This is a genomic window from Gammaproteobacteria bacterium (assembly GCA_016200485.1).
Taxonomy (GTDB): Bacteria; Pseudomonadota; Gammaproteobacteria; order Tenderiales; family Tenderiaceae; genus JACQEP01.
Window position 1 is genome coordinate 1 of record JACQEP010000022.1, and the last position, 23,346, is coordinate 23,346.

Consider the following 23,346-nt stretch of genomic DNA (forward strand, 5'->3'; position numbering starts at 1 on the left):
CGTAAACTGCTGCATGCCATTCACGGCATGTTGAAGGACAACAAGCCCTTCGATAACACCCGCTTTTACGCGATTCCAGCATGAGCCGGAAAGTGCAAAAATTACAGAAAAAATGCTTGACCTCGAACAGAGTATCTACGGGTGAGGGGCGAACAGTTACCTGCTCACTTCTTCCATCATGGCGGCTACATCCCTTGCTCGCCAGATTGTAATATCACTGCGCCTTTGCTGTTCTGCGCCGCCGTAAACCAGCGCACAGGTCTTGGGTGGGAGAGGAAGTCGCGCTGCAAACGTGTGCAGTCCTTTGAACCAGTCGCCGCTGATGGTTGCCCCGGCCTTGATTTCTACAGCAACAACGTCTGGCCCGTGCTCGATTAACAGATCGACCTTGTTTCCTTTGGCATCACGCCAAAAGTAAAGGTTACTTCGTTTGCCACGGTTGTAGCGGTATTTCAGCGCTTCAATGATCACCAGATTCTCAAACAGGTTTCCCCTGAGGGGGTGGCGGTTGATGTGTGTTTCATTTTCGGCGCCAAGAAGATAGGCCGCCAATCCGACATCGTAGAAATAGAGCTTGGGTGTTTTAATTTGTCGCTTGCTGATGTTGGTATGCCAAGGTTGCAACAGGTAAACGACGTAGCTTGCCTCCAGCAGTGTGAGCCAGCTGCGAGCCGTTGTATGGGATATCCCGACATCATTACCGAGGCTCTGAAGGTTGAGCAGTTGGCCAATTCGGCCAGCACAGAGCCGGACAAACTTTTCAAACAGCGCTAAATCCTTGATGGTGACAAGCTGCCGGATGTCACGCTCCACATAGGTTTCGAAATAGTCGCCGAGCGCCTGGGTGGGGTCGAGCTTGGCATCATAAATGCGTGGATAGAAGCCGGTCAGGAGTTGTTGATCGGGGGGTAGATGGATCCCGGCGGCGGTGAGTTCCTCCATGCTTAGAGGTAGCAGCTTTAATAACGCAGTGCGTCCAGCCAGTGACTGGGTAATCGTGGTCATGACCTCGAATTGCTGGCTGCCTGTCAGGATGAAGCGTCCGGGTTCGGGGTTCTCATCGACCATGGGCTGCAGGTAAGAGAGCAGCTGGGGTACCCGCTGCATTTCATCGAGAATTGCCCCGCTCTCGTAAGTGGTAAGAAATCCGCGTGGATCGGTGCGGGCGAATTCGCGGATATCGGGGGTTTCGAGATTGACATAGGGTTTTGCGGGGAAAGTGGTACGGCAAAGCGTGGTTTTTCCACTTTGGCGAGGTCCGGTGACGGTGATGACAGGATATTGGCTGGCCAAGTCCTTTAGGGTAGGGGAAAGTATGCGGGGGATCATGATGAAATAATAGTATTGGATGGGTGAAATATGCAAGTTGAACTTTCATATTCCTATAAAATTTATAACTATTTGATTTTTCGTACAAAATATAGTTTATGGCGACGACGCTGCTCTTCGGCGGTTCATCACACCTCTCCCTCCATCCCCAATTCCTTAATCTTCCTCGTCAGTGTATTCCTCCCCCAGCCGAGTAATTTAGCGGCGTCTTGGCGGTGTCCGCCGGAATAAGTCAGTGCTGTTTTGATGACGATGCGTTCGAACGTCGGCAGTGCGTCGTCGAGCAGGCCGGTAGTGCCGGCGGCGAGGTTTTGTTCGGTCCAGCGTTGAAGCGCGGTTTCCCAGTCGCTGCTGGTGCCTTTGCTGCTGGGTTGTGGTTTTAGTTCTGGCGGTAGGTCTTCAACATGAATTTCGCGGCCGGAGGCCATGACGGTGAGCCAGCGGCAGGTGTTTTCGAGTTGGCGGACATTGCCGGGCCAGTCGAGGCGCGCGAGATACGCTTCGGCATCGGGTCGCAGCAGTTTGGGTTCGACGTTGAGTTCAGCAGCGGCGAGTTTGAGAAAGTGTTTGAGTAGCAGCGGGATGTCTTCGCGTCGCTCGCGCAGTGACGGCAAATGAATGCGAATCACGTTGAGGCGATGAAACAAGTCTTCACGGAACAGCCCTTGCTTGACGCGTTCTTCAAGATTTTGATGTGTGGCGGCGATGATGCGTACATCGACCTTGATCGGCGTGTGGCCGCCCACACGATAAAACACGCCATCAGCCAGCACACGCAGTAAACGAGTTTGCAGTTCTGCCGGCATGTCGCCGATTTCGTCGAGGAATAATGTGCCGCCGTCGGCTTGTTCAAAGCGTCCCTGGCGACTGCTTTGGGCGCCGGTGAAGGCGCCACGTTCGTGACCGAAGAGTTCTGATTCGAGCAGATCGCGCGGGATGGCGGCGGTATTGAGCGCGATGAAGGATTTGTTGGCGCGCGGACTGTGGCGATGTAGTGCATGAGCTACGAGTTCTTTGCCGGTGCCGGATTCGCCATTGATCAGCACCGTGATGTTGGAGCGCGACAGGCGGCCGATGGCGCGAAATACTTCCTGCATCGCGGGTGCTTCGCCGATGATTTCGGCGCTAGAGCCGGGTTCTTCTTCGCGGCGCGTGCGAAATTGCTGGCGGCGATGGGCGACAGCGCGATTTACCAAATCGACCGCCTCGTCGACATCGAAAGGTTTAGGCATGTATTCGAAAGCACCGCCTTGATACGCGGCCACGGCGCTATCGAGATCGGAATGCGCGGTCATGATGATCACCGGCAGGTTTGGATATTCGCTGTGTATGTGATCAAGCAATTTCAAACCATCGACGCCCGGCATGCGAATGTCGGTGATCAAGGCGTCGGGCTGGCGACGCTGTAATTGATCGGCAATGTTGTTGGCATTGTCGAAACAGGTGACTTCCATCTCGGCGCGTTCAAAGGCGCGTTCCAGTACCCAACGAATCGACCGGTCGTCGTCGATGACCCAGACGCGTATTTTGTCACTCATGGCGCAGCTCCAGCGGTAGCAGAATCGTAAATACAGTCTTGCCCGGCTGGCTGACACACTCGATCAAACCGCCGTGCTGACTAATCAGATTTTGAGCAATGGTTAGCCCCAGGCCAGTACCGCCAACACGGCCGGTGACCATGGGAAAGAAAATCTTGTCCAGCATTTCGGCTGGGATGCCGGGGCCGTTGTCGATCACTTCAATGCAGGCTACCAGACGGTGGCGCTGATTGCCGATTGTGAATTGGCGCTGGATTCGGGTACGCAATATTATTTCGCCACGCTCATCCATCGCCTCGACGGCATTGCGTACCAGATTCAGCACCGCCTGGATCAGTTGATCGGGGTCGGCGTAAATGTCAGGCAGGCTTGGGTCATAGTCGCGCTTGAGGGTGATCCCTGTTGGCGCTTCGGCTTGCACCAGTTGCCGCACCCGCTCCAGTAATTCGTGAATGTTGGTCCACTGCTTATGCGGCAGGGTGTGAGGGCCGAGCATGCGATTGATCAGTTTCTGCAGCCGGTCGGCCTCGCCGATGATGATGCCGGTGTATTCCTTAAGCTGTGCGTTAGGCAATTCGCGCTCCAATAGTTGCGCTGCGCCACGCAGGCCGCCGAGCGGATTCTTGATCTCGTGAGCCAAGCCACGGATGACGTCACGCGTCGTCTCATTCTGGGCCAGCAATTGCTCTTCACGGGCGATGCGCAGCTGGCGATCAAGCTGCGTGATCTCCACCAACAACGAGCGTTCCTGGCCGTCGATGATCGGTGTGACCGTGCAATCGACAGTGATCGTTCGTTCCAGCGGCAGGTGCAGCGTCAGCTCACGCTCGGTGAAGGGGTGACCCGAGTCCAGTGCCTGGTGCAGGTTGGTGAGTAATTCCGATTCGCCGCCTAAGAGCCTATCCGCCGGTGTGCCCGCCGCACGACGGGTGCTGAGGGCGAACAGCATCTCTGCAGCCGGGTTCATATATAACAACTGTAGCTGGGCATCAAACAGTACCACCGCCGCATTCAGGTTCTCCAGAATGCGCCGGGAGTGAACTGTGGGATCTAAGTTATCGCGTGCCATGACAGGGATATAGCAAGAACCAAACCAACTTGTGGATGGCGCGAGGATGGGTAAATATTCCTTTTATAATCATAGTGTTATATGTAAGATAAAAATCTCATCCAGTCGCGGGCATGCCCACTCATGCACCATTATAGCACTTCGCACCAAAACGGTGCGCCAGGAGGCGGGAAGTATGAGTAAGTTAAAGATTCTGCGGCTTAATTGAGCGTAGACAATGTCTGTCGGTTAGAATTGGAGCACGATATGCGATTGACTCAGAATCAAGCTGAAATTATTGGAAATGCTGCCCGGTATATGTTTGGGTCCACGGCCAGTGTCTATCTTTTCGGTTCACGGGTGGATGACGCCCAGCGTGGTGGCGATATCGATCTTTACATTGAATTGCCGGAGATTGTTCCGCAGCGTCTGGAGAAAACATTGCGGTTGCAGGCAGAACTGAAGAAACAGCTGGGTGATCGCAAAATCGATATTATCGTTAAAGACGCCGGCATGGATGAACAGCCCATTCATCGCGTGGCCAAAACCCAAGGAATCGCCTTATGATCGCGCAGAAGCGAAAAGAACAGCTGGAGCGGGTTCGGCGAACCTTGGCGCTACTGGAGCGTGAAGTGGCTCATTTCGCACGTACCCGGCAACGGCTTTTTGAAAAGCCCGTCGATGCAAACTGGGTTAAATCTCTGGAGCAAGAAGCCGCGCGTGAAGACCTGGCGGAATCATTTGCGGCAAAATTCAATCGTCTTCAAGACACTGTGGGAGACAAGCTATTGCCGAGAGTTTTTGCCTGGCTTGGCGAACGACCGCTTCCCTTCATTGACACGTTGCAGCGCGCCGAAAAACTGGGTCTGGTAGTGTCGGCTGACAATTGGGTGATTGCGCGTGAATTACGTAACCGATTAATTCATGAATATGTTGAGGATCCCCAGGAATTTGCCGATGCGCTCAATCTAGCCAACCGTCTGGCGGATGAGTTGTTAGCGGCGATAGAAAATACGAAACAGTATATTGAGAACCATCAGCAGTAATGATGTTAACAGAGCGTTAGCTCTTCATTTCGCGTTTATTTGCGTTATTTGCGGATAATAAGATAAAAAAGCCCCCGGCTAGCGGGGGCTTCTTCGTAGTGAACACCTGATCGCCGAGGCTTACAGGCTGTAGTACATGTCGAACTCGACCGGGTGAGTGGTCATCCGGACGCGGGTGACTTCCTGCATCTTCAGTTCGATGAAGGCATCGATCACGTCGTCAGTGAACACGCCGCCAGCCTTGAGGAAGGCGCGATCTTGGTCGAGTGCATCCAGCGCCTGATCCAGCGAGTGGCAGACGTGTGGGATCTGCTTCAGTTCTTCTGGTGGCAGGTCATACAAGTTCTTGTCCATGGCTTCGCCTGGATGAATCTTGTTTTTGATACCGTCCAGACCGGCCATCATCATGGCAGCGAAGGCCAGGTATGGGTTACAGGTCGGGTCAGGGAAGCGAACTTCGATACGACGGCCCTTCGGATTGGCGACGAACGGGATGCGGATCGAAGCGGAGCGGTTGCGGGCAGAATAGGCCAGTAATACCGGAGCTTCGTAACCAGGCACCAGGCGCTTGTAGCTGTTGGTCGAAGGGTTGGTGATCGCGTTCAGGGCCTTGGCGTGCTTGATGATACCGCCAACGTAGTACAGTGCGATGTCAGATAGGCCAGCGTACTTGTTGCCTGTGAACAGGTTTTTGCCAGCCTTGGCCAGCGATTGATGCACGTGCATGCCGGAACCGTTGTCCCCAACCATTGGCTTGGGCATGAAGGTTGCGGTTTTGCCATAGGCGTGAGCGACGTTGTGAATCACGTATTTCTGGGTCAGGGTTTTGTCGGCGCGGTCGACCAGGGTGCTGAACTTGGTGCCGATTTCGCACTGGCCCGCAGTTGCCACTTCGTGGTGATGAACTTCGACTTCAACGCCCATTTCTTCCAGTGCCAAACACATGGCATTACGGATGTCCTGGAAAGAATCGACCGGTGGTACGGGGAAGTAACCGCCCTTGGTGCCCGGACGATGGCCCATGTTGCCGCCTTCATAGACCTTGGCTGAGTTCCAGCCAGCTTCTTCGGAGTCGATCTTGACGAAGCAGCCGCTCATGTCAGCGCCCCAGCGGATGTCGTCGAAAATGAAAAATTCTGGTTCTGGGCCAAAGAATGCAGTGTCGGCAATGCCAGTAGATTTCAGGTAGGCCTCAGCGCGCTTGGCAATGGAGCGTGGGTCACGCTCGTAGCCTTGCATGGTGTGTGGCTCAAGGATGTCGCAACGGATGATCAGGGTCGCTTCGTCAGAGAAGGGGTCCATGACAGCGGTGTCGGCGTCCGGCATCATGACCATGTCGGACTCTTGAATTCCTTTCCAGCCCGCGATGGAAGAGCCGTCGAACATTTTGCCTTCTTTGAAAAGAGAGGCGTCGATAGTATGGGCTGGCACAGAGACGTGCTGCTCCTTGCCGAGGGTATCGCAGAAGCGGAAATCGACGAATTTCACGTCCTTGTCTTTAATCATCTTTAGAACTTTGGCTGACATGGGCTCTTCCTCCGGTAAAAATTAGGTCAGTCGTAACAGTTAAAAAATGCGGCCGTTTCTACACGAAACAGCCCCAAAATTTTGGCTTCCTATTAGTGCATGAAATATGCCATTTAGACTTAGGAAACAAAGCCCCGCATTAACAAAGGGTTGCGTATGCGAAGGGATCTCAGCGAAATTTAGTTATGCACCAATATAGCGCGGCCTTATAAAAATGCACTAATTTTGTGCAGCTCTTCCCCCCCCGCGGTTAGATGCGTCCCCCAATCTCCAGCGTGATGACAACATCATGGTTGGGCAGGGTCTGTGAACTCAGCACCGTGTGGCCATGAATGCGGCACCAGGCAGGAATATCGCTAAGTACCCCTGGGTCGGTGCACACTACCTCCAAAATGTCTCCGGATGCAAGTTTTTTCGCCTGATTCTGGGTGCGAATCACGGGGATTGGGCAAAGTTGGCCGCGGACATCGAGTGTGTGTTTCATAGGTACCAGGACTCCGGAATCTGAGCGCTGAGCAGAGGCGCCACGGTCAGGGTTTGCGATGTGCCGTCGGGGTGATGGTATTGGATTTCGACCTGCTCCGCTTCGCGTCCCTGGCCGAAACGGGCGGTGATACGGGCGGCGAGCTCGATATCCACTGGGTTGCTCAGATCGCCATCGGCCAGCACCAGCGGCCCGCTGTGGCTGACGGTAAAGAAATAGGGAAACTGCTTGCGATACCCTTCGAGAAAACGGTTCTCGCCCTCTTCGCGGCCGACAATAAGTTTGAAGTACGGTTTGGGGCGGACGTGGCGGCCGACCTTCAATAACAAAATGTCGTCCAGTTCATATTCGCGCTGACCGCTTGCCTGCCATAAATCGACAAGTTTTTTCGAATAGTGTTCGTTGGTGAGAAAACAACAGCCGCCCGCGGGCTGCGCATATTCCGTGAAACCGAATTTGGCGGCGAGCGCGATTTGCGGTTTGCGATTGCGGCCGTTGAAGTCATAGAGTTGGTCGCGCACGATCCAGCCTTCGCGTTCCGGCAGTGTCGGCGGCAGCAGCTTCGCGCACAGTGGGCGCAGCAGCCGATCCTGGGCGCCGGATTGCTTGGCGACCACTGGCATCGTGTCCTTGCGCTGCGACATCGGCCGTTGGCCGATCACTTCGCCGGTGATAATGAAATCAAAGCCGTTTTCCTCGATCCACTGCTGCGCCTTGTTGACCATGAAGATTTTGCAATCGAGGCAGGGATTCATATTGCTGCCATAGCCGTACTTGGGGTTCAGCAGCACATCTTTGTATTCATCGATGACATCAATAATGTGTAGCTTGATGCCAAGCTGTTCCGCCACCCACAGCGCGTTATTGCGCTTTGGCTTCTGTTGGTCGTGTTTGCGGATGGCATGGGTGTGGCCTTCGACACAAAAGCCTGTATAAAAGTTGATGCCCTCGACATGGATGCCCTGGTCCAGCATCACCTTGGCGGCGAGCAGGGAGTCGAGGCCGCCCGAGATCAGGGCGACGGCTTTGCGTTGGGGAGTGGGCACGGTGGATTGATCACTGCGGTGGCTACGGGGCAGGAATTATACCCTAAGCCGGTTGTGACAGAATAATCGGCTAAATCAGGGTTTACAGGCCCTAGCAGCGTGTAGTCTGATGGGTTGAGCGTCTTTTGCGAAACCCGGGGTCATTAGGTCGCGAATACTGTGAACCCCGGGTTTCGCAAAAGACGCTCAACCCATATATGGTGTCCTCCCGTTGCAAGGCGTTGTGAGTGGGATGAGAGTAACAGGTTGCTGCCATATATCCGGCCACTGTGTGGGAAGTTTTGCATCTCCCGGGCCACGATGTGATGCGCGCGTATCGTCCTCATCAGGCTATCGGCTTTTCGCAGCACCGTAGGATGCGGTGAGGAACGAACCGCATCAATCGCGAACGATGCGGTTCACTGCGTTCACCACATCCTACGTGCTGACCAATGTGGCGGCCTGGCTGGCAATGCGTGTGTTGTCGTTATCGGAAGCGTTGGCGTCACATCATGCTTGTCCCCAGATTAATGCACTTTGCCGTGATTGCCGCGAACCGGGATTGCCTGCGGCTGGCGGCGTTGAAGCTGGGCACGCGCCTGTTCGCTACCCGTGTCTTCCCACAATTCAAAATTGCTCAGGGTGTCGAGTGCCGGATGCTGATCGTCGAGCTCGCGCATCGCATGTAGCACGTCCATCAGCGATACAAAATCCGTGGCCAGTTGGCCGTAGAGCTGGGCCATGCCGGTGGGGCTGACACATTGCACTTGTTGATAGGCGCTGCGGCCAAGATCGACAAAAAAGCTGATTTTTACCAGACGGCGTTTTGCCAAGTGTGGAAACAGGCCAGAAAAGAGCAGACATTTGTCGCCGACGTCGCGCAGTTGTTCCTGGCGCAGGTGGCCGCTTTGTTGCAGACCGTTGAGAAATTCGAGGCTGAGGATGCTGCTGGCAAGCGCGGGTTGCTGCGTGAAGCGCATCAGGGTGAAGACGAGATAACTCTCCAGATTCTCGTCCAGTGGGCGATGGGCGAGTGTTTCGGCTTCGGTGACCAGCGCCTGCCATTGCGCTGTGGCTGTCGGTTCGAGTACCAATCCACGCATATTTCCAGTCCTCCATATAATTAGGTTATCGGTCTGAAGCAGAAACGTCTTGAGTTTTGGACTATTTCTCAGAGAAGATGAACAGACATGGGTGCCAAGGAGCAAAACATGAAATTAGGCAAAGCAGTCATCCTTTTGGGGTGTGGCATGATGGCGGGTAATGCAATGGCGGCAGAGGTTTCGATCACGGCGGATGCTGGCTACCGCGTCGATAATCTGGATTGGAATATCGCGGGTGATGTTAATGGCGCGAACCCTAACGTCCTTTCCGAGCTCAAGTGGGGCAGCCTGGATACCGCTCAAGTGCGGCTCGGATTTAATGCTGAACTGGGCCGGGCACAACTGCGCACACGCGGTGGCTATAGCAAAGTGCAAGACGGCAACAATCAAGATTCGGATTACAGTCTGGATAACCGGAACGGTGAGTTTTTACGATCCAACAATCAAGCCGATGGCTCTATGATCGACGGTAGTGTGGCAGTGGGTTATCGCCTGGATTTGACTCATGACGGACCGCTGCACATGCATATTATGCCGCTGGCAGGATATGCGGTGAATCAGCAGAAATTGAAGATGGTCGATGGGGTTCAGACAATTCCGGCGACGGGATCATTTGCGGGGTTGGATAGTTCTTATGATGCCGACTGGCGCGGTCCATGGGTAGGGTTTTCGTGGTGGGAAACCGACGATAGCCGTGATTTCACGGTGCGTTTGGATGTTGAATATCACCAGGCGGATTACACGGCCGAGGCGAACTGGAATCTGCGGGCTGATTTGGCGCATCCGCGCAGTTTTAGCCATTGGGCCGATGGCCATGGCATGGTGTTATCGCTGAATTCCAGTTATGGCCTGACCGAACGTTTGGCCTTAACTTTTGGGTTGGACTATCAGAGCTGGTCGACCAGGCCGGGGTTGGATCGTGTCTTTCGTGCCAATGGTTCGACGGAAGATACTCGATTGAACGAGGTCAATTGGGATTCGGCCGCGATTAATCTCGGCGTGGAGTTGAGTTTTTAGGTTTTTCGAGATCTCGAGGTCTGTATTTAGCGTTTTTGATAGACCCTTGTGTATTCTTTCTTTTCGTGGTTTTCTGGTATGGTTGATGTTGCGTTGTCTTAAAACATGTATTGACAATACAGCTTTTTAATATTAATTTCCTAGATTCATGTTGGGAGTGTCTCTGCCCCACCGTCGCAGAGTAGTACTACTTCCCCTATAACTAACGTCACCTCAAAACTGTGACGCCCGGAATTCATGGTTGCCGGTTATGGCTTGCCATGGTTTGGGCCATTGTGGCCACTGCATTTGAGGAGACGTTATGGAAACAATCCATCGTTGTCGCCGGATTCTGTGTCGTGCTTTTGGGCCGGTCGCGCTTTTGTTGAGTGCGGCAGTGTTTCCAGCGCTGGTTCAGGCCGAGCCCCGCGAATTTAATCTCACTATCGACGAAATGAAGATCAAGGTCGCGCCCGATCTCGATTATCAGGTTTTTGCCTTCAATGGCCAGGTGCCTGGTCCGCTGATCCACATCAAAGAGGGCGATGATGTGGTGGTAAACGTGATCAATAACACCACGCTGCCGCACACGATCCACTGGCATGGCCAGTATCAGCGCAACAACTGGCAGATGGATGGCGTGCCAGGGGTGACGCAAAAGGCCATCGAGCCAGGCGAGACCTTCACCTACAAATTTAAAGCCGAAAAGACGGGCAGTACCTGGTATCACTGCCATGTCAATGTCAGCGAGCACGTCGGGATTCGTGGCATGTGGGGGCCATTGATCGTCGATCCGGCCAAGCCTTCCGCGCTGGAGCAGAGGGTGACCAAGGATGTGATCATGATGCTCAGTTCGTGGGACTCGCAGTATGCGGAGAAACTGGGTTCCGGCGGCAGTCCCCTGGATGTTTCGAATTATTTTTCAATCAACGGCAAGGCCTTTCCCCTGACCCAGCCCATCAAGGTCAAGCAGGGCGATGTCGTGCGCCTGCGGCTGTTCGGCGCGGGGGCGGAGATTCATTCTATCCATACCCATGGTCACGACATGCTAATCACCCACAAGGATGGGCGTGCGCTGCCGGCGCCATATTATGTGGACACGATTCTGATTGGCCCGGGCGAACGTTACGATGCCATCATCGAGATGGACAATCCAGGGATATGGATGGTGCATGACCATGTCGATCCCCAGGTCACCAACAACGGCAAACACGGCGGCGGCGTCATGACGGCCATTGTCTATGACGGCATCAAACCGCTGTTTCCGGACGATCCGCATGCGGCGCCTGCCGACTACGATCCGGATTTCTACTACAGCGAGTCCATGAAAAAACCATACGGCCTGCATAACAACGTGCGTTTCAAGGGCACGCCGCTGCAAACCGAGGGCCGCCGCGAGAGGAGGCGGGATAGTCATGGCCATTAATTTTCTGAAACAGTTCAGTGGTGGGATATTGCTGGCGGCACTGTCATTGCCGGTGCTGGCGGGCGGCGAAGACATTCTCGCCAGTCAGTGTGCGAGTTGTCATAACTTGACGGGGCCAGCGCCGACATCGATAGATGCACTTGCGGCACGCAAGGGGCCGGATCTGTTCTATGCCGGGAACAAGTACAAGGCGGGTTGGATGGAGCGCTGGTTGCAGAAGCCGCAGCGCATTCGCCCCGCTGGCATGTACTACCCGGATCATGTGAAGCCCGGGCCGAAGGGTGATGAGATCGACACAGCTTCGTTGCCAGCGCATCCGGCGTTGAGCGCTGCTGATGCCAAGGCGGTTACTGCCGCGCTGATGACACGCAAGGGTAATAGCGAGCTGATCAAGGCGGGGGCTTATAAGCCCGGCACCATCGCCCGTAACATGGGCGAGATGATGTTCGATAAGTTTAAGGGTTGTCTCTCTTGTCACGAAATCGAGTCGGGCTATGGCGGCGCATCGGGACCGGAGGTTTACACTGCGGCGCTGCGGTTGCAGGAGGATTACCTGGTCAGTTATCTGGCCAATCCGCAGGCTTGGGATCCGAAGATCTTTATGCCCAATAAACACCTGAGTGAAACCGACATCCAGAAATTCGTGCATTACTTCCGCCTGTTGGGCGAGGAGGCGGCAAAGTGAAGAAGATGAGCTTGAGTGTGTTGTTGCTGGCGGCGCTGTGGCAGGGGGTGGCGCTGGCGGATGTTCAGTCCGAACTGAACTATCGCACTTATTGCACGCAGTGTCATGGCGTGCAGGGCGATGGCAAGGGTATTAACGTGCGCGATATGTCGGTGCAGCCTCGCAATCACACCGACGCCAAGGAGATGTCTATGCGCTCGGACGATGATCTGTTCAAGGTCATCAAGGAAGGCGGTGTGGCGATCAATAAATCGGTGTTGATGCCGCCATGGGGCGACATCCTTGCCGATGACGAGATTCACGGACTAGTGAGTCATCTGCGGAAGTTGTGTCAGTGCAGTTATGGGAAGTGAAGTGGGCAGTGTGTAGTTAGATTGAATGGCGATTCGAGAATCAATGTAGGGTGGGTTGGGCGCGTGTTTTGCGCCGTAACCCACCGGGCTGTGCCGAGAGGCACTCATTAAGAAATGTTTTGTGTCGCTACGCGACACGTGGCGGGTTACGCAAAAAAACGCTAACCCGCCCTACATTTTGATTTAAGTCGACGTCATTCGAGTTCGTTAATCATTCAACGGAGGTCAATAATTATGCGATTCAAGAACAAGGTGGTGGCATTGGCGGTGGCAGCGGCGCTGGCAGGTTTTTCGGTGCCATCCCTGGCGAAAACGGTGAAGGTGACCATGCATGCCAAGGAAGGAATGCTGCAAATCGACAACAAGGGCACTCAATATCCGGCCTGGACCTACGATGGTTCGATTCCTGGCCCGGTAGTGCGAGTCAAGGAAGGTGATGTCGTCGAATTCGAATTGATCAATGACCCTGAAAACAAGGAAAGCCACTCGATGGATTTCCATGCTGCCGTCGTCGATGTGTTGAGCGAGTTCGGTCCGATCAAACCGGGACAGACCAAGAAATTCAGTTTTGACGCCAAATATCCGGGCGTATTCATGTATCACTGCGGCTCGATGCCGATGCACCAGCACATTGCCCGCGGCATGTACGGCATCATCATCGTCGATCCGAAAGAAGGTTACAGTGCCGATTATCCCAAGCCGGATCGTGAATATGTTCTGGTTCAGGGTCAGTTCTTCCCCGATGCCGACAATCATCACGCCATCATGGAGAACCAGGGTTGGACGGGTACGCTGATCAACGGCAAGATGTTCCACTACGATCCGGTGCATGACGACAAGGCGACACAGGTGCTGGAAGCCAAGCCGGGCGAGCGCGTGCGTATCTTTTACGTGAACGCCAATGTCAACCTGCCGGCGGCGATTCATCCGATTGCGGGGATTTGGGATCGCGTCTATCTCAACGGCAATCCCAAAAACGTGATCTATGGCATGGCGACCCTGCAACTGGGCGTCTCCGAGGCGGCGACGCTGGATATCGTTTCGCCCAAGGATCATCCGACCAACAACGCGATTGTCGACCACACCATGGGCGCGGCGATGCGCGGCGCCATCACGGTGCTGATGAACAAGCCTGATGCCGATCCCAAGGCGGGTAAGGGCGATAACATCATCATTCGCTAAGCTCGAATCGCGCCCTCTCCCGCCCGGCGGGAGAGGGGATGCGATTTCGAGCATCAAGTGGCCACATCAATAATTTGGGATCGCAGGCATTCTGCCTGCATCCTTTTTGTGCCTTGCCCCTCTTCACACGTATAATTCATCCTTCGAACCGATTCAATCGCGCCAACCGGCGCCGGGGATTTAGGCTGTGAGCAAAGACAAGACCGCGCCGACGGCGGCGGGATACAATGTATCGACCTTTCAGGGGCTGATCCTGGCCTTGCAGAACTATTGGGCTGGCCACGGCTGTGTGGTCCTGCAACCCTATGATATGGAAGTGGGGGCGGGTACTTTCCATACCGCTACCTTCCTGCGGGCGATCGGCCCCGAGCTGTGGCGCGCAGCCTACGTGCAGCCTTCGCGCCGCCCGACCGATGGCCGCTATGGCGAGAACCCGAATCGCCTGCAGCACTATTATCAATTCCAGGTGTTGCTCAAACCGTCACCGCCGAACATACAGGAGCTGTATCTCGATTCGCTACGCATGCTCGGCTTCGATCCGCTGGTGCATGACATCCGCTTTGTCGAAGACAACTGGGAATCGCCGACGCTGGGCGCCTGGGGTCTGGGTTGGGAGATCTGGCTCAACGGAATGGAAGTCACCCAGTTTACGTATTTCCAACAAGTCGGCGGCCTTGATTGCCGGCCGGTGAGCGGTGAAATTACTTACGGTCTGGAGCGGCTGGCGATGTATCTGCAAGGCGTGGACAGCGTTTACGATTTGACCTGGACGCATGGTCCGAATGGCAAAGTCAGTTACGGTGATGTGTTTCACCAGAATGAAGTCGAGATGTCGGCCTACAACTTCGAACATGCCGATACGGCAGCGTTGTTTGCTTGGTTCGATGCCTGCGAGCATGAGAGCAATAAACTAATTGCAGCGGGATTGCCGTTACCGGCCTATGAGCAAATGCTCAAGGCTTCACACACGTTTAATTTGCTCGATGCGCGGCGTGCGATTTCCGTTACGGAGCGCGCACGTTTCATCGGCCGTGTGCGCGCTTTGTCGCGCGCGGTGGCGGAGGCCTATTACGCCCGGCGCGAAGCGTTGGGCTTCCCGATGTTAGTCCGCATTTCTCACCACTCTTCTACTGCGAACGCCGATCCCTCTGATCTGCCGGGGCGTTCTCACTCCAGCCGGCTTGACGTAGTGTCAACTACGCCGGCGCCGTCTTCCGCTCCGAGCACCCCGGCAGATCAGCATCTCGGCGCTCTCGCTACGAACAGTGGTGAGAAATGCGGACTAGGAGAGCGGCCGATGAATGCTACAAGAGATTTATTGATCGAAATCGGCACTGAAGAATTGCCACCGAAGGCGCTGAAGCGTTTATCGGAAGCCTTTGCCACGGCCTTTGTCGCGGGCTTGGCGAAGAGTGATTTGAAACACGGCGAGGTCAAGTGTTATGCCGCACCACGGCGTCTTGCAATGTGGTTGCGCGATGTCAGTGTGACGCAGCCCGATAAGAGTGTTGAGCGGCGTGGACCAGCACTCAACGCTGCGTTCGGCGCTGATGGGATGCCGACCAAAGCGACCGAAGGTTTTGCCCGTTCCTGCGGCGTTTCCGTTGAACAACTGGAAAAACTGGAGACCGACAAAGGCAGCTGGCTGGTGTATCGCAGTGAACAACGCGGCCAAGCGGCGCAGACGCTGATTCCGCAACTGCTGCAACAGGCATTGGACCAATTGCCGATTCCGAAGCGCATGCGTTGGGGTGCAGGTACGGCTGAATTCGTGCGGCCGGTGCATTGGGTGGTGTTGCTGTTTGGTGATGAAGTGATCGATGCTGAAATTCTATCGGTGCGCACCGGGCGTGAAACGCGTGGTCATCGTTTTCATTATCCAAAATCAATTTATCTTAGCGAGCCTGCGGCATACGCGCCGGTGCTCGAAACTGAAGGTCATGTCGTTGTTGATTTTGAATCGCGGCGCGAAGCGATTCGAGGTCAGGTGGAAGAGGCCGCGGCAAAGCTCAAGGGGCACGCTGTCATCGACGAAGATTTGCTCGATGAAGTGACGTCGATGGTCGAATGGCCAGTGGCGATTACCGGCGAATTCGAAAAGCGATTTCTAGACGTTCCGGCTGAGGCGCTGATCTCGACCATGAAAGGCAATCAGAAATATTTTCATGTAGTGGATGGCAATGGCCGCTTGTTGCCGAATTTCATCACCATCAGCAATATCGACAGTCGCGATGTGACGCAGGTGCGCGCCGGTAACGAGCGTGTCGTGCGGCCACGCTTAAGCGATGCAGCGTTTTTCTGGGAGCAGGATCGTAAGACGCCGTTGGCGCAACGCATGGAAAGTCTAAAATCGGTCGTGTTCCAGCAAAAGCTCGGCACGCAATATGATAAGTCACAGCGTGTTGCGACGTTAGCCGCGGATGTGGCTGAATTCGTGGGTGGTAATCCCAGTTATGCTCGGCAAGCAGCGAATTTGTCGAAGTGTGATTTGATGACGGCGATGGTGGGTGAGTTTCCTGAATTACAGGGCATCATGGGCCGTTATTACGCCCGTCATGATCGCGAGCCGGAAGAAGTGGCGGTGGCATTGGATGAACAATACATGCCGCGTTTCGCCGGTGATGCGGTGCCGCACTCAGCAACGGGGCAAGCGCTGGCGATTGCCGATCGAATTGATACCTTGGTCGGTATTTTCGGGATCGGGCAGGCGCCAAGTGGCGACAAAGATCCCTTCGCTTTGCGCCGCGCGGCCTTAGGTGTGTTGCGTACGATTATTGAAAATCGTCTTGAGCGTGTCGATCTGCATGCCCTGTTGTTGCGGACGGTGGAAAATTTCACCACGGTGCTGTCGGCGGTTGACGTGGCCGATGAAGTGTACAGTTTCATGATGGATCGCCTACGGGCTTATTATCACGAGGCGGGTATGGCGCCGGATGTGTTTGAAGCGGTGTTGGCATTGCGTCCCGGCCGGCCGTTCGATTTCGATCAGCGCGTGCGTGCGGTGACCGTTTTCCGCGCTTTGCCGGAAGCTGAGAGTCTGGCGGCGGCGAATAAGCGTATCCATAACATACTCAAACAGGCGCATGAGGCAGGTCTTGCCGTGCCGCATCAAGTTGAGCCGCATTTGTTGCTTGAAGCAGCGGAAAAGGCCTTGGCGGAAAAGCTGGCGCATGTGGCGAACGCGGTGCAGCCGGCATTGGCACGGTTTGATTACACTTCGGCTTTGCAGCAAATGGCAGCCTTGCGTGAAGCCGTCGATGTATTTTTCGATAAGGTGATGGTGATGGTGGATGATGTGAGTTTGCGTCACAATCGCTTGGCGTTGCTTTATAACCTGCGTGCCTTGTTCCTTAATGTCGCCGATGTGTCGCGGTTGCAGGGTTAGTAATTGATAGGATATCCAACTACATCTTAAGCTCCCTCCTTGCAGGGGGAAGGAGTTTCTGCGTTACACTTAATTGCCAGGTTAATATTGATGAAACTGATTATTCTCGATCGTGATGGTGTCATTAACGAAGATTCCGACGCCTATATCAAATCCCCCGCCGAGTGGCGACCGATTCCCGGCAGTCTGGAGGCAATCGCCCGTCTGACGCAGGCTGATTATCGCGTCGTGGTGGCGACCAATCAGTCTGGCATCTCGCGCGGCTTGTTTGACCTCGATACCTTGATGCGCATTCATGACAAGATGCACCTGCTGGTGGGAGAGGCTGGTGGCCATATCGACGCCGTATTTTATTGCCCGCATGGCCCGGAAGACGACTGCGATTGCCGCAAACCGATGCCAGGATTGTTGCATGCGGTTGCTCAGCGTTTGATGGTAGATCTCAAGGCAGTGCCTGCAGTCGGTGATTCGTTGCGTGATTTACAGGCAGCCGCTGCCGTGGGCGCACGGCCAATTCTGGTGCTAACCGGTAAGGGTAAAAGCACCCTGGAAAAACTCGGTGCTGGGCATGAATATGAGGTGTACGAAAATCTGGCTGCCGCCGTCGATGCGCTGTTGACTGAAAAATAGTTGTTCGCCAGGGAGATCAAAACCTAACGCAGAGACGCGGAGGAGAAACAAAATTAACCGCGAAGACCGCAAAGGAGCATGAAGGAAATCATATGGAAATTTCTCTCTGTTCGTGCATCGCAGTTTTCTTTGCGTACCTTTGCGTCCTTCGCGGTTAACAAGATTTTCTCCGCGCCTCCGCGTTGGATTTTAACTAGGAATCAATATGCTTTATTTGCGCTCGTTGTTGTTTTTTCTGGTGATGGCGGTCTCGGCGGTATTGTTTGCACCATTGGCCGTGCTGACCTTTCCTTTCTCATTTAAAACGCGCTTTAGAATCATCTCGCAATGGGCGCGCTTCAATATGCGGTCCTTGGAATTGATCTGCGGTTTACGCTACGAAGTGGAAGGTCACGAACACATTAGCGGTGATTCGGGGATCATTTTTTGCAAGCATCAGTCGATGTGGGAAACCCTGGCCTTGCAGGAAATCTTTCCACCGCAGACCTGGGTGTTGAAGCGCGAGCTGATGTGGATGCCATTTTTCGGTTGGGGGCTTGCCATGTTGCAGCCAGTGGCGATCAATCGCGCCGCTGGCCGTGTGGCGCTGCAACAACTGATCGATCAAGGCAAGACGCGACTTGAAAGCGGTCATTGGATTGTTATCTTTCCCGAAGGTACGCGCATGCCGCCGGGTAAGCGCCGTAAGTTTGCCTTCGGTGGCGCCAAGCTGGCAGAGGCCAGCGGTCATCAGGTGGTGCCGGTGGCGCATAATGCCGGTGAATTCTGGCGGCGGCGCGGATTTGTTAAATATCCCGGTGTGATCAAAGTCAAAATCGGTGCGCCGATATCAACGGCAGATAAGAGCGCTGCCGAGATTAACGAGGCCGCAGAGCGTTGGATTGCAGCGGCGATGACTGAAATTACCGGGCGCGCTGAAGAAGTTATCGACCGTAAATAAGCCGTTCACTTTATTTTCGTATCACCTATTCGTTCTTCTCTCCCGGCAGCTGTGCCCGAGTGATGCTCTGTGTCAGAATGGGTGCCTATCGTCCTGATCGTGGCAAAGGGGTTTATCCATGCTGGAACAGTTGTTGGCAAATCCTGTAATTCAATCGGTTGTCATTCCCTTCGTGGTGGCGTTGCTGGTGGTGTTGCTATTGCGGTTGTTGCCTTGGTATTGGGCTGGCCTAGCCGTGGCCGCAGGTTTTTATGCAGCCGCCTATTTTATTGTTGGATTCGATTTTTTCCCGCTGCGCAGTACCACCAAAATCTTGTTGTTGGGATTGATTGCGGCGGCAGTGGGTTTGGTGCTGGATATTATTCCTGGGCGGCGTGGGGTCTGGCCGATGTTGTTCATTTCGGGTGTGGTAGCGGCGCTATGGTTGACGTGGCCGGCACTCGGCCGTTATGAATTCCAGGAAATGTTGTTGATCGGCGGTGGCGGCGCGTTGTTTGTCGGCTGGATGGCAGCGATGATAGAGGGTTTGCGTGATCGACCACTGGCGGCCGATAGCGCGGCCTTGAGTCTGGCGGCGGGTACGGGCATAACGGCCTTGTTGGGGGCGACGGCGTTGTACAGTCAGTTAGGCGGGGCCCTGGCGGCGGCGATTGGCGCGCGCTGGTTAATGAATGTCGCGGGCAAAGAAGCCGCTGCCGGCTCGAATATGGCATTACCGGTAGGATTGTTGTGTGGACTGCTCGGGTTTGGTGCGTTAGTCTTTGCTAGCTTACCCTGGTACAACCTGGCGTTGTTCGGCCTGATTCCCCTGTTGGCGCGGGTGCCGGTGCCGGAGGGGTGGTCAACGTGGTTGCGTGGTGTGTTGTTGCTGGTGATGACATCGGTGCCAGTGGGATTGGCGATCTACTTCACTTATCAGAAAAGTGGGGGATGGCCGGTTTAATTTATTTTATTTTTTGGTGAGGGGTTAACATGCGTTCGATAGTGGCAGGGGTTTCATTGTTGGCGTTAAGTTCGGCGGTAATGGCGGCGGAGTCATATACGATTGATCCCGCTCATACCTTTCCTCATTTTGAGATCAACCATCTTGGGTTTTCCACCATGCATGGTCGTTTCGATAAAACCGAAGGCAAGCTGACGGTCGATATGGCCAAAAAAACCGGTTCGGTCCAGGTGAAGATCGATCCCGCTTCGGTGAATACCGGATTTGCAAAACGGGATGAACATTTGCGGTCGCCGGATTTTTTCAATGCCGCTGAGTTTCCTGTGATTTCCTATGAATCTACCAAGGTAACGATCAAGGATGATAAGTCGGCAACGGTAGAAGGTGATCTCACCATGGTGGGCGTTACCAAGCCAGTGACATTGCAAGTAAGCCGCATGTCTTGCGGTGATCACCCGATAGCGAAGGGAAAATATGCGTGTGGGTTTGATGCCGCCGCTAGCATTAAGCGTTCCGACTTTGGCATTAAATATGCGTTGCCTGCGGTCGGCGATGATATGAAATTGAGTTTTGAGGTCGAGGCGTTCCGCAACTGATAAGCTGCTGGCGCAACTTGGTATGATAAGGGGCGGCTAGACCGCCCTTTGTTTTTGGGTTGCCAAATTACTCAGGTCGGCAAATTCTTTCAGGCTCAAGGTCTCCGGGCGGCGGCTTGAGTCGATGCCCAGTGGTTCCATTTCTTCCGCGGTTAGCCACAGTTTTAATGCGTTGCGCAGCGTTTTACGGCGTTGACTAAAGGCCTGGGCCACAATCTTGGAAAAGATAGTCTCATCAGTAACGGATACTGGTTTCTGTGCATGTGGCCTCAATCGCGCCACAGCGGAATCAACCTTCGGCGCCGGACTGAAAGACTCAGGGCCGACATCGAATAGCTTCGCCACCTCGCAATGATATTGAATCATTACGCTCAGGCGGCCGTAATCGTCGCTGTTGGGTTCGGCGGCCAAGCGATCCACCACTTCCTTTTGCAGCATGCAGTGAATGTCTCTGATGCAGGAAAGTTGATCCATTAAGTGAAATAGCAGTGGAGTGGAAATATTGTAGGGCAAATTACCAACAATGCGCAGTTTCTCTGTAGGTTGTGCCAGCGTACAAAAATCGAAACGCAGAGCATCACCCGAGTGAATGCGAATGTTGTGGTCTGCAAAATTCTTTTCTAACTGTGTAACCAAGTCTCGATCAAGTTCTACCACATCAAGGCTGCCAGCGGCATCGAGTAAATGTTGGGTGATGGCACCCAGTCCTGGCCCGATTTCAACGATTCTATCGCCCGTTTGTGGATTGATGGCGTTGATGATGCGATGGATGACATTGGCATCATGCAGAAAATTCTGGCCAAAACGTTTGCGGGCGCGATGTGAGTCGTGTGTGTTCATGCGGTGCTCGATGTTTGCGACATCTCTATGGCGGCACGGATGGCGGCCTCCAGGCTGCCGGGATTGGCCTTGCCTGTGCCTGCGAGTTCCAGAGCCGTGCCGTGATCGACCGAGGTGCGGATAATAGGCAGGCCAAGCGTGACATTGACGGCTTGGCCGAAGCCCAAGTGTTTTAATACCGGCAATCCCTGGTCATGATACATCGCCAGTACGGCATCGGCGTGTTGCAGTTTGCTGGGGACAAACAACGTATCCGCCGGTAAGGGGCCTTCGAGCCGCATCCCTTCAGCGCGTAACTTTGTTAATACCGGTGCAATAATGGCGTCGTCCTCATGACCAAGATGGCCGCCTTCGCCCGCATGCGGATTGAGTCCGCAGACCAGGATGCGCGGTTTGGCGATGCCGAATCTCGTGATCAAATCGTGATGCAGGATGCGGGTGATGTTCTCGACACGATCGGCCGTGATGGCATCACAGACTTCGCGTAGCGGCAAATGGGTCGTCACCAGCGCGACGCGCAGACCCGTGGTCATCAGCATCATCACGACCAGGGGCGTATGCGTCAGTTCGGCCAGAAATTCAGTATGGCCGCTGAAGGGCACGCCTGCGTCATTGATATTGCCTTTATGCACCGGGCCGGTGACCAGTGCGGCACAGTCGCCGTTGCTGCAGAGTGTAGTCGCGGCGCGTAATGTTTCAAGGACATAGTGCGCATTTTTGGGATTGAGCGTACCCGTTTTCGCAGGCGCGGCGAGTGGCACAGGATAAACGTAGAGGTGGCCAGGACGCACCGGTGAGGCTTGTCCTGGTCGCCAGGGCGTGAGCGTCAGCGGTAATTTAAGTTCCCTGGCGCGTGCCATGAGCAACACAGGATCGGCAACAACGATGATTTCTGCCTGTGGCGCCTGTGGCGCCTGTTGCGCCAGCATGACCGTTAAATCCGGCCCAATGCCCGCGGGTTCGCCGGGGGTGAGCGCAAGGCGAATCATGGTTTCTCGTTGAGCCGGATATCAATGTAAGCTTCATCGCGCAGGCGGCGTAACCAAAGTTCCTGTTCTTCATCCACCTTGCGGTCAATCAATTGTTTGCGGGCGCTGTTGCGCTGAAATTCGGCCGTGTCATCGTGAGTGCGGCGCTCAAGCACTTCGACGATATGCCAGCCAAAATTAGATTCAAAAGGTTCGCTGATTTCACCCGGCTTTAGTTTATCCATCATTGCTTCAAAGACAGGCACCATTTGCCCCGGACTGCTCCAGCCCAGGTCGCCGCCCTTCGCCGCCGAGGCTTTATCATCGGAATGAGTGCGGGCGAGGTCGGCAAAGCTGTTGCCGCCGATCAGGCGTTGTTTGATTTGTTGTAATCGTTCTTGTGCCTGAACATCCCCAATGAGTTCATTGGTGCGGATCAGGATATGACGGGCATGCGTTTGGGTGACAATGTGTTGTTCGCCGCCACGTTGGTCAAGCAGTTTGATAATGTGAAAACCGCTTGGACTGCGGATGAGGTCACTGATCATGCCTTTTTGCATGCCGGGTACGATATTGGCAAAAACCGTGGGTAACTGACCGCTTTTGCGCCAGCCAAGATCGCCGCCGGAGAGCGCCTGTTGCCCGCTGGAGGCGCCGATGGCCAATTGCGAGAAGTCGGCGCCGTTACGCAACTGGTCAAGTAATGACTGGGCCTTATCTTTGGCACTACGAATATCTTCGGGACTCGCAGTTTCCGGTACGGCAATCAGGATGTGGGCGATATGGTACTCATCATCGGCCTTGCCGCTTTTGCGCTGTTCCGCCAGGAATTGATCGACCTCAGCCTCACTGACGTTGACGCGATTGTCGACCTGGCGTTGCCGGAGTCGATTCATGATGATTTCAGCACGAATATCTTCGCGGAATTTGTTGAATTCATAGTTGTCTTTTTCAAGGACGACACGGAACTCTGTCAGCGACATCTTGTTCTGTTCGGCAATTCTTTGAATGGCGCGATTGAGCGTATCGTCATCGACGACGATGTTGTTGCTTTTGGCAAGTTGCAATTGCAGGTGCGTGAGAATGAGCTTTTGCAAAACCTGCCCGCGCAGGATGTCGTCGGCAGGCAACCTGGCGTTTTGCTCCCGCAGCTGCAGCTTTACAGTCCTGAGTTCCTGGTTGAGTTCGCTGGCAGTAATCGTCTCGTTATTGACGATAGCCACGATGCGATCCAGTTCAACAGGATCCGCATGAGCAATGGCGACTGCAAAAACTAGAATTAATGCGCAATATTTTTTCATC

21 protein-coding genes and 1 pseudogene are annotated in these 23,346 nt (G+C 54.4%); 12 read left to right on the forward strand and 10 right to left on the reverse strand.

The window, feature by feature from the left end:
- Positions 1–156: 156 nt before the first annotated feature.
- The 3 genes from HY272_13170 to glnL form a co-directional block, all read right to left on the reverse strand.
- On the reverse strand, positions 157–1,329 hold the full coding sequence (locus HY272_13170) for an ATP-binding protein (GenBank protein MBI3773635.1): 1,173 nt from the start codon (positions 1,327–1,329) through the stop codon (positions 157–159).
- 128 nt (positions 1,330–1,457) lie between these two features.
- On the reverse strand, positions 1,458–2,867 hold the full coding sequence (glnG, locus tag HY272_13175; protein ID MBI3773636.1) for a nitrogen regulation protein NR(I): 1,410 nt from the start codon (positions 2,865–2,867) through the stop codon (positions 1,458–1,460).
- Positions 2,860–3,936, reverse strand: a complete 1,077-nt coding sequence (gene glnL, locus HY272_13180) for a nitrogen regulation protein NR(II) (GenBank protein MBI3773637.1) — start codon at positions 3,934–3,936, stop codon at positions 2,860–2,862. Before glnL ends, glnG begins: the two co-directional genes overlap by 8 nt.
- A gap of 246 nt (positions 3,937–4,182) precedes the next feature.
- Here glnL and HY272_13185 point away from each other — a divergent pair, with 246 nt between their 5' ends.
- Both HY272_13185 and HY272_13190 read left to right on the forward strand, forming a co-directional pair.
- Positions 4,183–4,482, forward strand: coding sequence for a nucleotidyltransferase domain-containing protein (locus HY272_13185; GenBank protein ID MBI3773638.1), 300 nt, complete (start codon positions 4,183–4,185; stop codon positions 4,480–4,482).
- Positions 4,479–4,961, forward strand: a complete 483-nt coding sequence (locus HY272_13190; protein ID MBI3773639.1) for a hypothetical protein — start codon at positions 4,479–4,481, stop codon at positions 4,959–4,961. The genes HY272_13185 and HY272_13190 overlap by 4 nt, the downstream gene beginning before the upstream one ends.
- A gap of 120 nt (positions 4,962–5,081) precedes the next feature.
- On the opposite strand, the gene glnA is transcribed toward HY272_13190, so the two are convergent.
- The 4 genes and pseudogenes from glnA to HY272_13210 all read right to left on the reverse strand — a co-directional run bounded on the left by glnA (position 5,082) and on the right by HY272_13210 (position 9,100).
- Positions 5,082–6,488 carry a glutamate--ammonia ligase gene (glnA, locus tag HY272_13195; protein ID MBI3773640.1) on the reverse strand — a complete coding sequence of 469 codons (1,407 nt, stop codon included), beginning with the start codon at positions 6,486–6,488 and terminating at the stop codon, positions 5,082–5,084.
- Between the two features lie 250 nt (positions 6,489–6,738).
- Positions 6,739–6,972: a sulfurtransferase TusA family protein gene (locus HY272_13200; protein MBI3773641.1), complete on the reverse strand. Its 234-nt coding sequence runs from the start codon at positions 6,970–6,972 to the stop codon at positions 6,739–6,741.
- Positions 6,969–8,006: pseudogene (locus HY272_13205) on the reverse strand (tRNA (5-methylaminomethyl-2-thiouridylate)-methyltransferase). Before HY272_13205 ends, HY272_13200 begins: the two are co-directional and overlap by 4 nt.
- Positions 8,007–8,524: 518 nt before the next feature.
- Positions 8,525–9,100 carry a hypothetical protein gene (locus tag HY272_13210; GenBank protein ID MBI3773642.1) on the reverse strand — a complete coding sequence of 192 codons (576 nt, stop codon included), beginning with the start codon at positions 9,098–9,100 and terminating at the stop codon, positions 8,525–8,527.
- Positions 9,101–9,208: 108 nt separating this feature from the next.
- Here HY272_13210 and HY272_13215 point away from each other — a divergent pair, with 108 nt between their 5' ends.
- The 10 genes from HY272_13215 (at position 9,209) to HY272_13260 (ending at position 20,236) form a co-directional block, all read left to right on the forward strand.
- Positions 9,209–10,117, forward strand: coding sequence for a TonB-dependent receptor (locus HY272_13215; GenBank protein MBI3773643.1), 909 nt, complete (start codon positions 9,209–9,211; stop codon positions 10,115–10,117).
- 301 nt (positions 10,118–10,418) lie between these two features.
- On the forward strand, positions 10,419–11,522 hold the full coding sequence (locus tag HY272_13220; protein ID MBI3773644.1) for a multicopper oxidase domain-containing protein: 1,104 nt from the start codon (positions 10,419–10,421) through the stop codon (positions 11,520–11,522).
- Positions 11,512–12,207: a c-type cytochrome gene (locus HY272_13225; protein MBI3773645.1), complete on the forward strand. Its 696-nt coding sequence runs from the start codon at positions 11,512–11,514 to the stop codon at positions 12,205–12,207. The genes HY272_13220 and HY272_13225 overlap by 11 nt, the downstream gene beginning before the upstream one ends.
- A gap of 5 nt (positions 12,208–12,212) precedes the next feature.
- The gene (locus HY272_13230) at positions 12,213–12,560 is read left to right on the forward strand and encodes a cytochrome c (GenBank protein MBI3773646.1); all 348 of its coding nucleotides are present in this window, start codon (positions 12,213–12,215) and stop codon (positions 12,558–12,560) included.
- 234 nt (positions 12,561–12,794) lie between these two features.
- Positions 12,795–13,742 carry a multicopper oxidase domain-containing protein gene (locus HY272_13235; GenBank protein ID MBI3773647.1) on the forward strand — a complete coding sequence of 316 codons (948 nt, stop codon included), beginning with the start codon at positions 12,795–12,797 and terminating at the stop codon, positions 13,740–13,742.
- A gap of 187 nt (positions 13,743–13,929) precedes the next feature.
- Positions 13,930–17,127 carry a glycine--tRNA ligase subunit beta gene (locus HY272_13240; protein MBI3773648.1) on the forward strand — a complete coding sequence of 1,066 codons (3,198 nt, stop codon included), beginning with the start codon at positions 13,930–13,932 and terminating at the stop codon, positions 17,125–17,127.
- A gap of 90 nt (positions 17,128–17,217) precedes the next feature.
- Positions 17,218–17,757: a D-glycero-beta-D-manno-heptose 1,7-bisphosphate 7-phosphatase gene (gene gmhB / locus HY272_13245; GenBank protein MBI3773649.1), complete on the forward strand. Its 540-nt coding sequence runs from the start codon at positions 17,218–17,220 to the stop codon at positions 17,755–17,757.
- A gap of 205 nt (positions 17,758–17,962) precedes the next feature.
- Positions 17,963–18,697 (forward strand): 1-acyl-sn-glycerol-3-phosphate acyltransferase, encoded by a 735-nt coding sequence (locus HY272_13250; protein ID MBI3773650.1) that lies wholly within the window; start codon positions 17,963–17,965, stop codon positions 18,695–18,697.
- A 118-nt stretch (positions 18,698–18,815) separates the two neighbouring features.
- Positions 18,816–19,640, forward strand: coding sequence for a hypothetical protein (locus HY272_13255; GenBank protein MBI3773651.1), 825 nt, complete (start codon positions 18,816–18,818; stop codon positions 19,638–19,640).
- Between the two features lie 29 nt (positions 19,641–19,669).
- Positions 19,670–20,236, forward strand: coding sequence for a polyisoprenoid-binding protein (locus tag HY272_13260; protein ID MBI3773652.1), 567 nt, complete (start codon positions 19,670–19,672; stop codon positions 20,234–20,236).
- A gap of 36 nt (positions 20,237–20,272) precedes the next feature.
- Here HY272_13260 and rsmA read toward each other — a convergent pair whose 3' ends face one another.
- Genes rsmA through HY272_13275 form a run of 3 tightly spaced genes read right to left on the reverse strand, consistent with a single transcriptional unit; the run spans position 20,273 to position 23,345 of the window.
- Entirely contained in the window at positions 20,273–21,076 is an 804-nt protein-coding gene (rsmA, locus tag HY272_13265; protein MBI3773653.1) for a 16S rRNA (adenine(1518)-N(6)/adenine(1519)-N(6))-dimethyltransferase RsmA, read from the reverse strand.
- Entirely contained in the window at positions 21,073–22,065 is a 993-nt protein-coding gene (pdxA, locus tag HY272_13270; GenBank protein MBI3773654.1) for a 4-hydroxythreonine-4-phosphate dehydrogenase PdxA, read from the reverse strand. The genes rsmA and pdxA overlap by 4 nt, the downstream gene beginning before the upstream one ends.
- On the reverse strand, positions 22,062–23,345 hold the full coding sequence (locus HY272_13275; GenBank protein MBI3773655.1) for a peptidylprolyl isomerase: 1,284 nt from the start codon (positions 23,343–23,345) through the stop codon (positions 22,062–22,064). The genes pdxA and HY272_13275 overlap by 4 nt, the downstream gene beginning before the upstream one ends.
- Position 23,346: the final 1 nt, after the last annotated feature.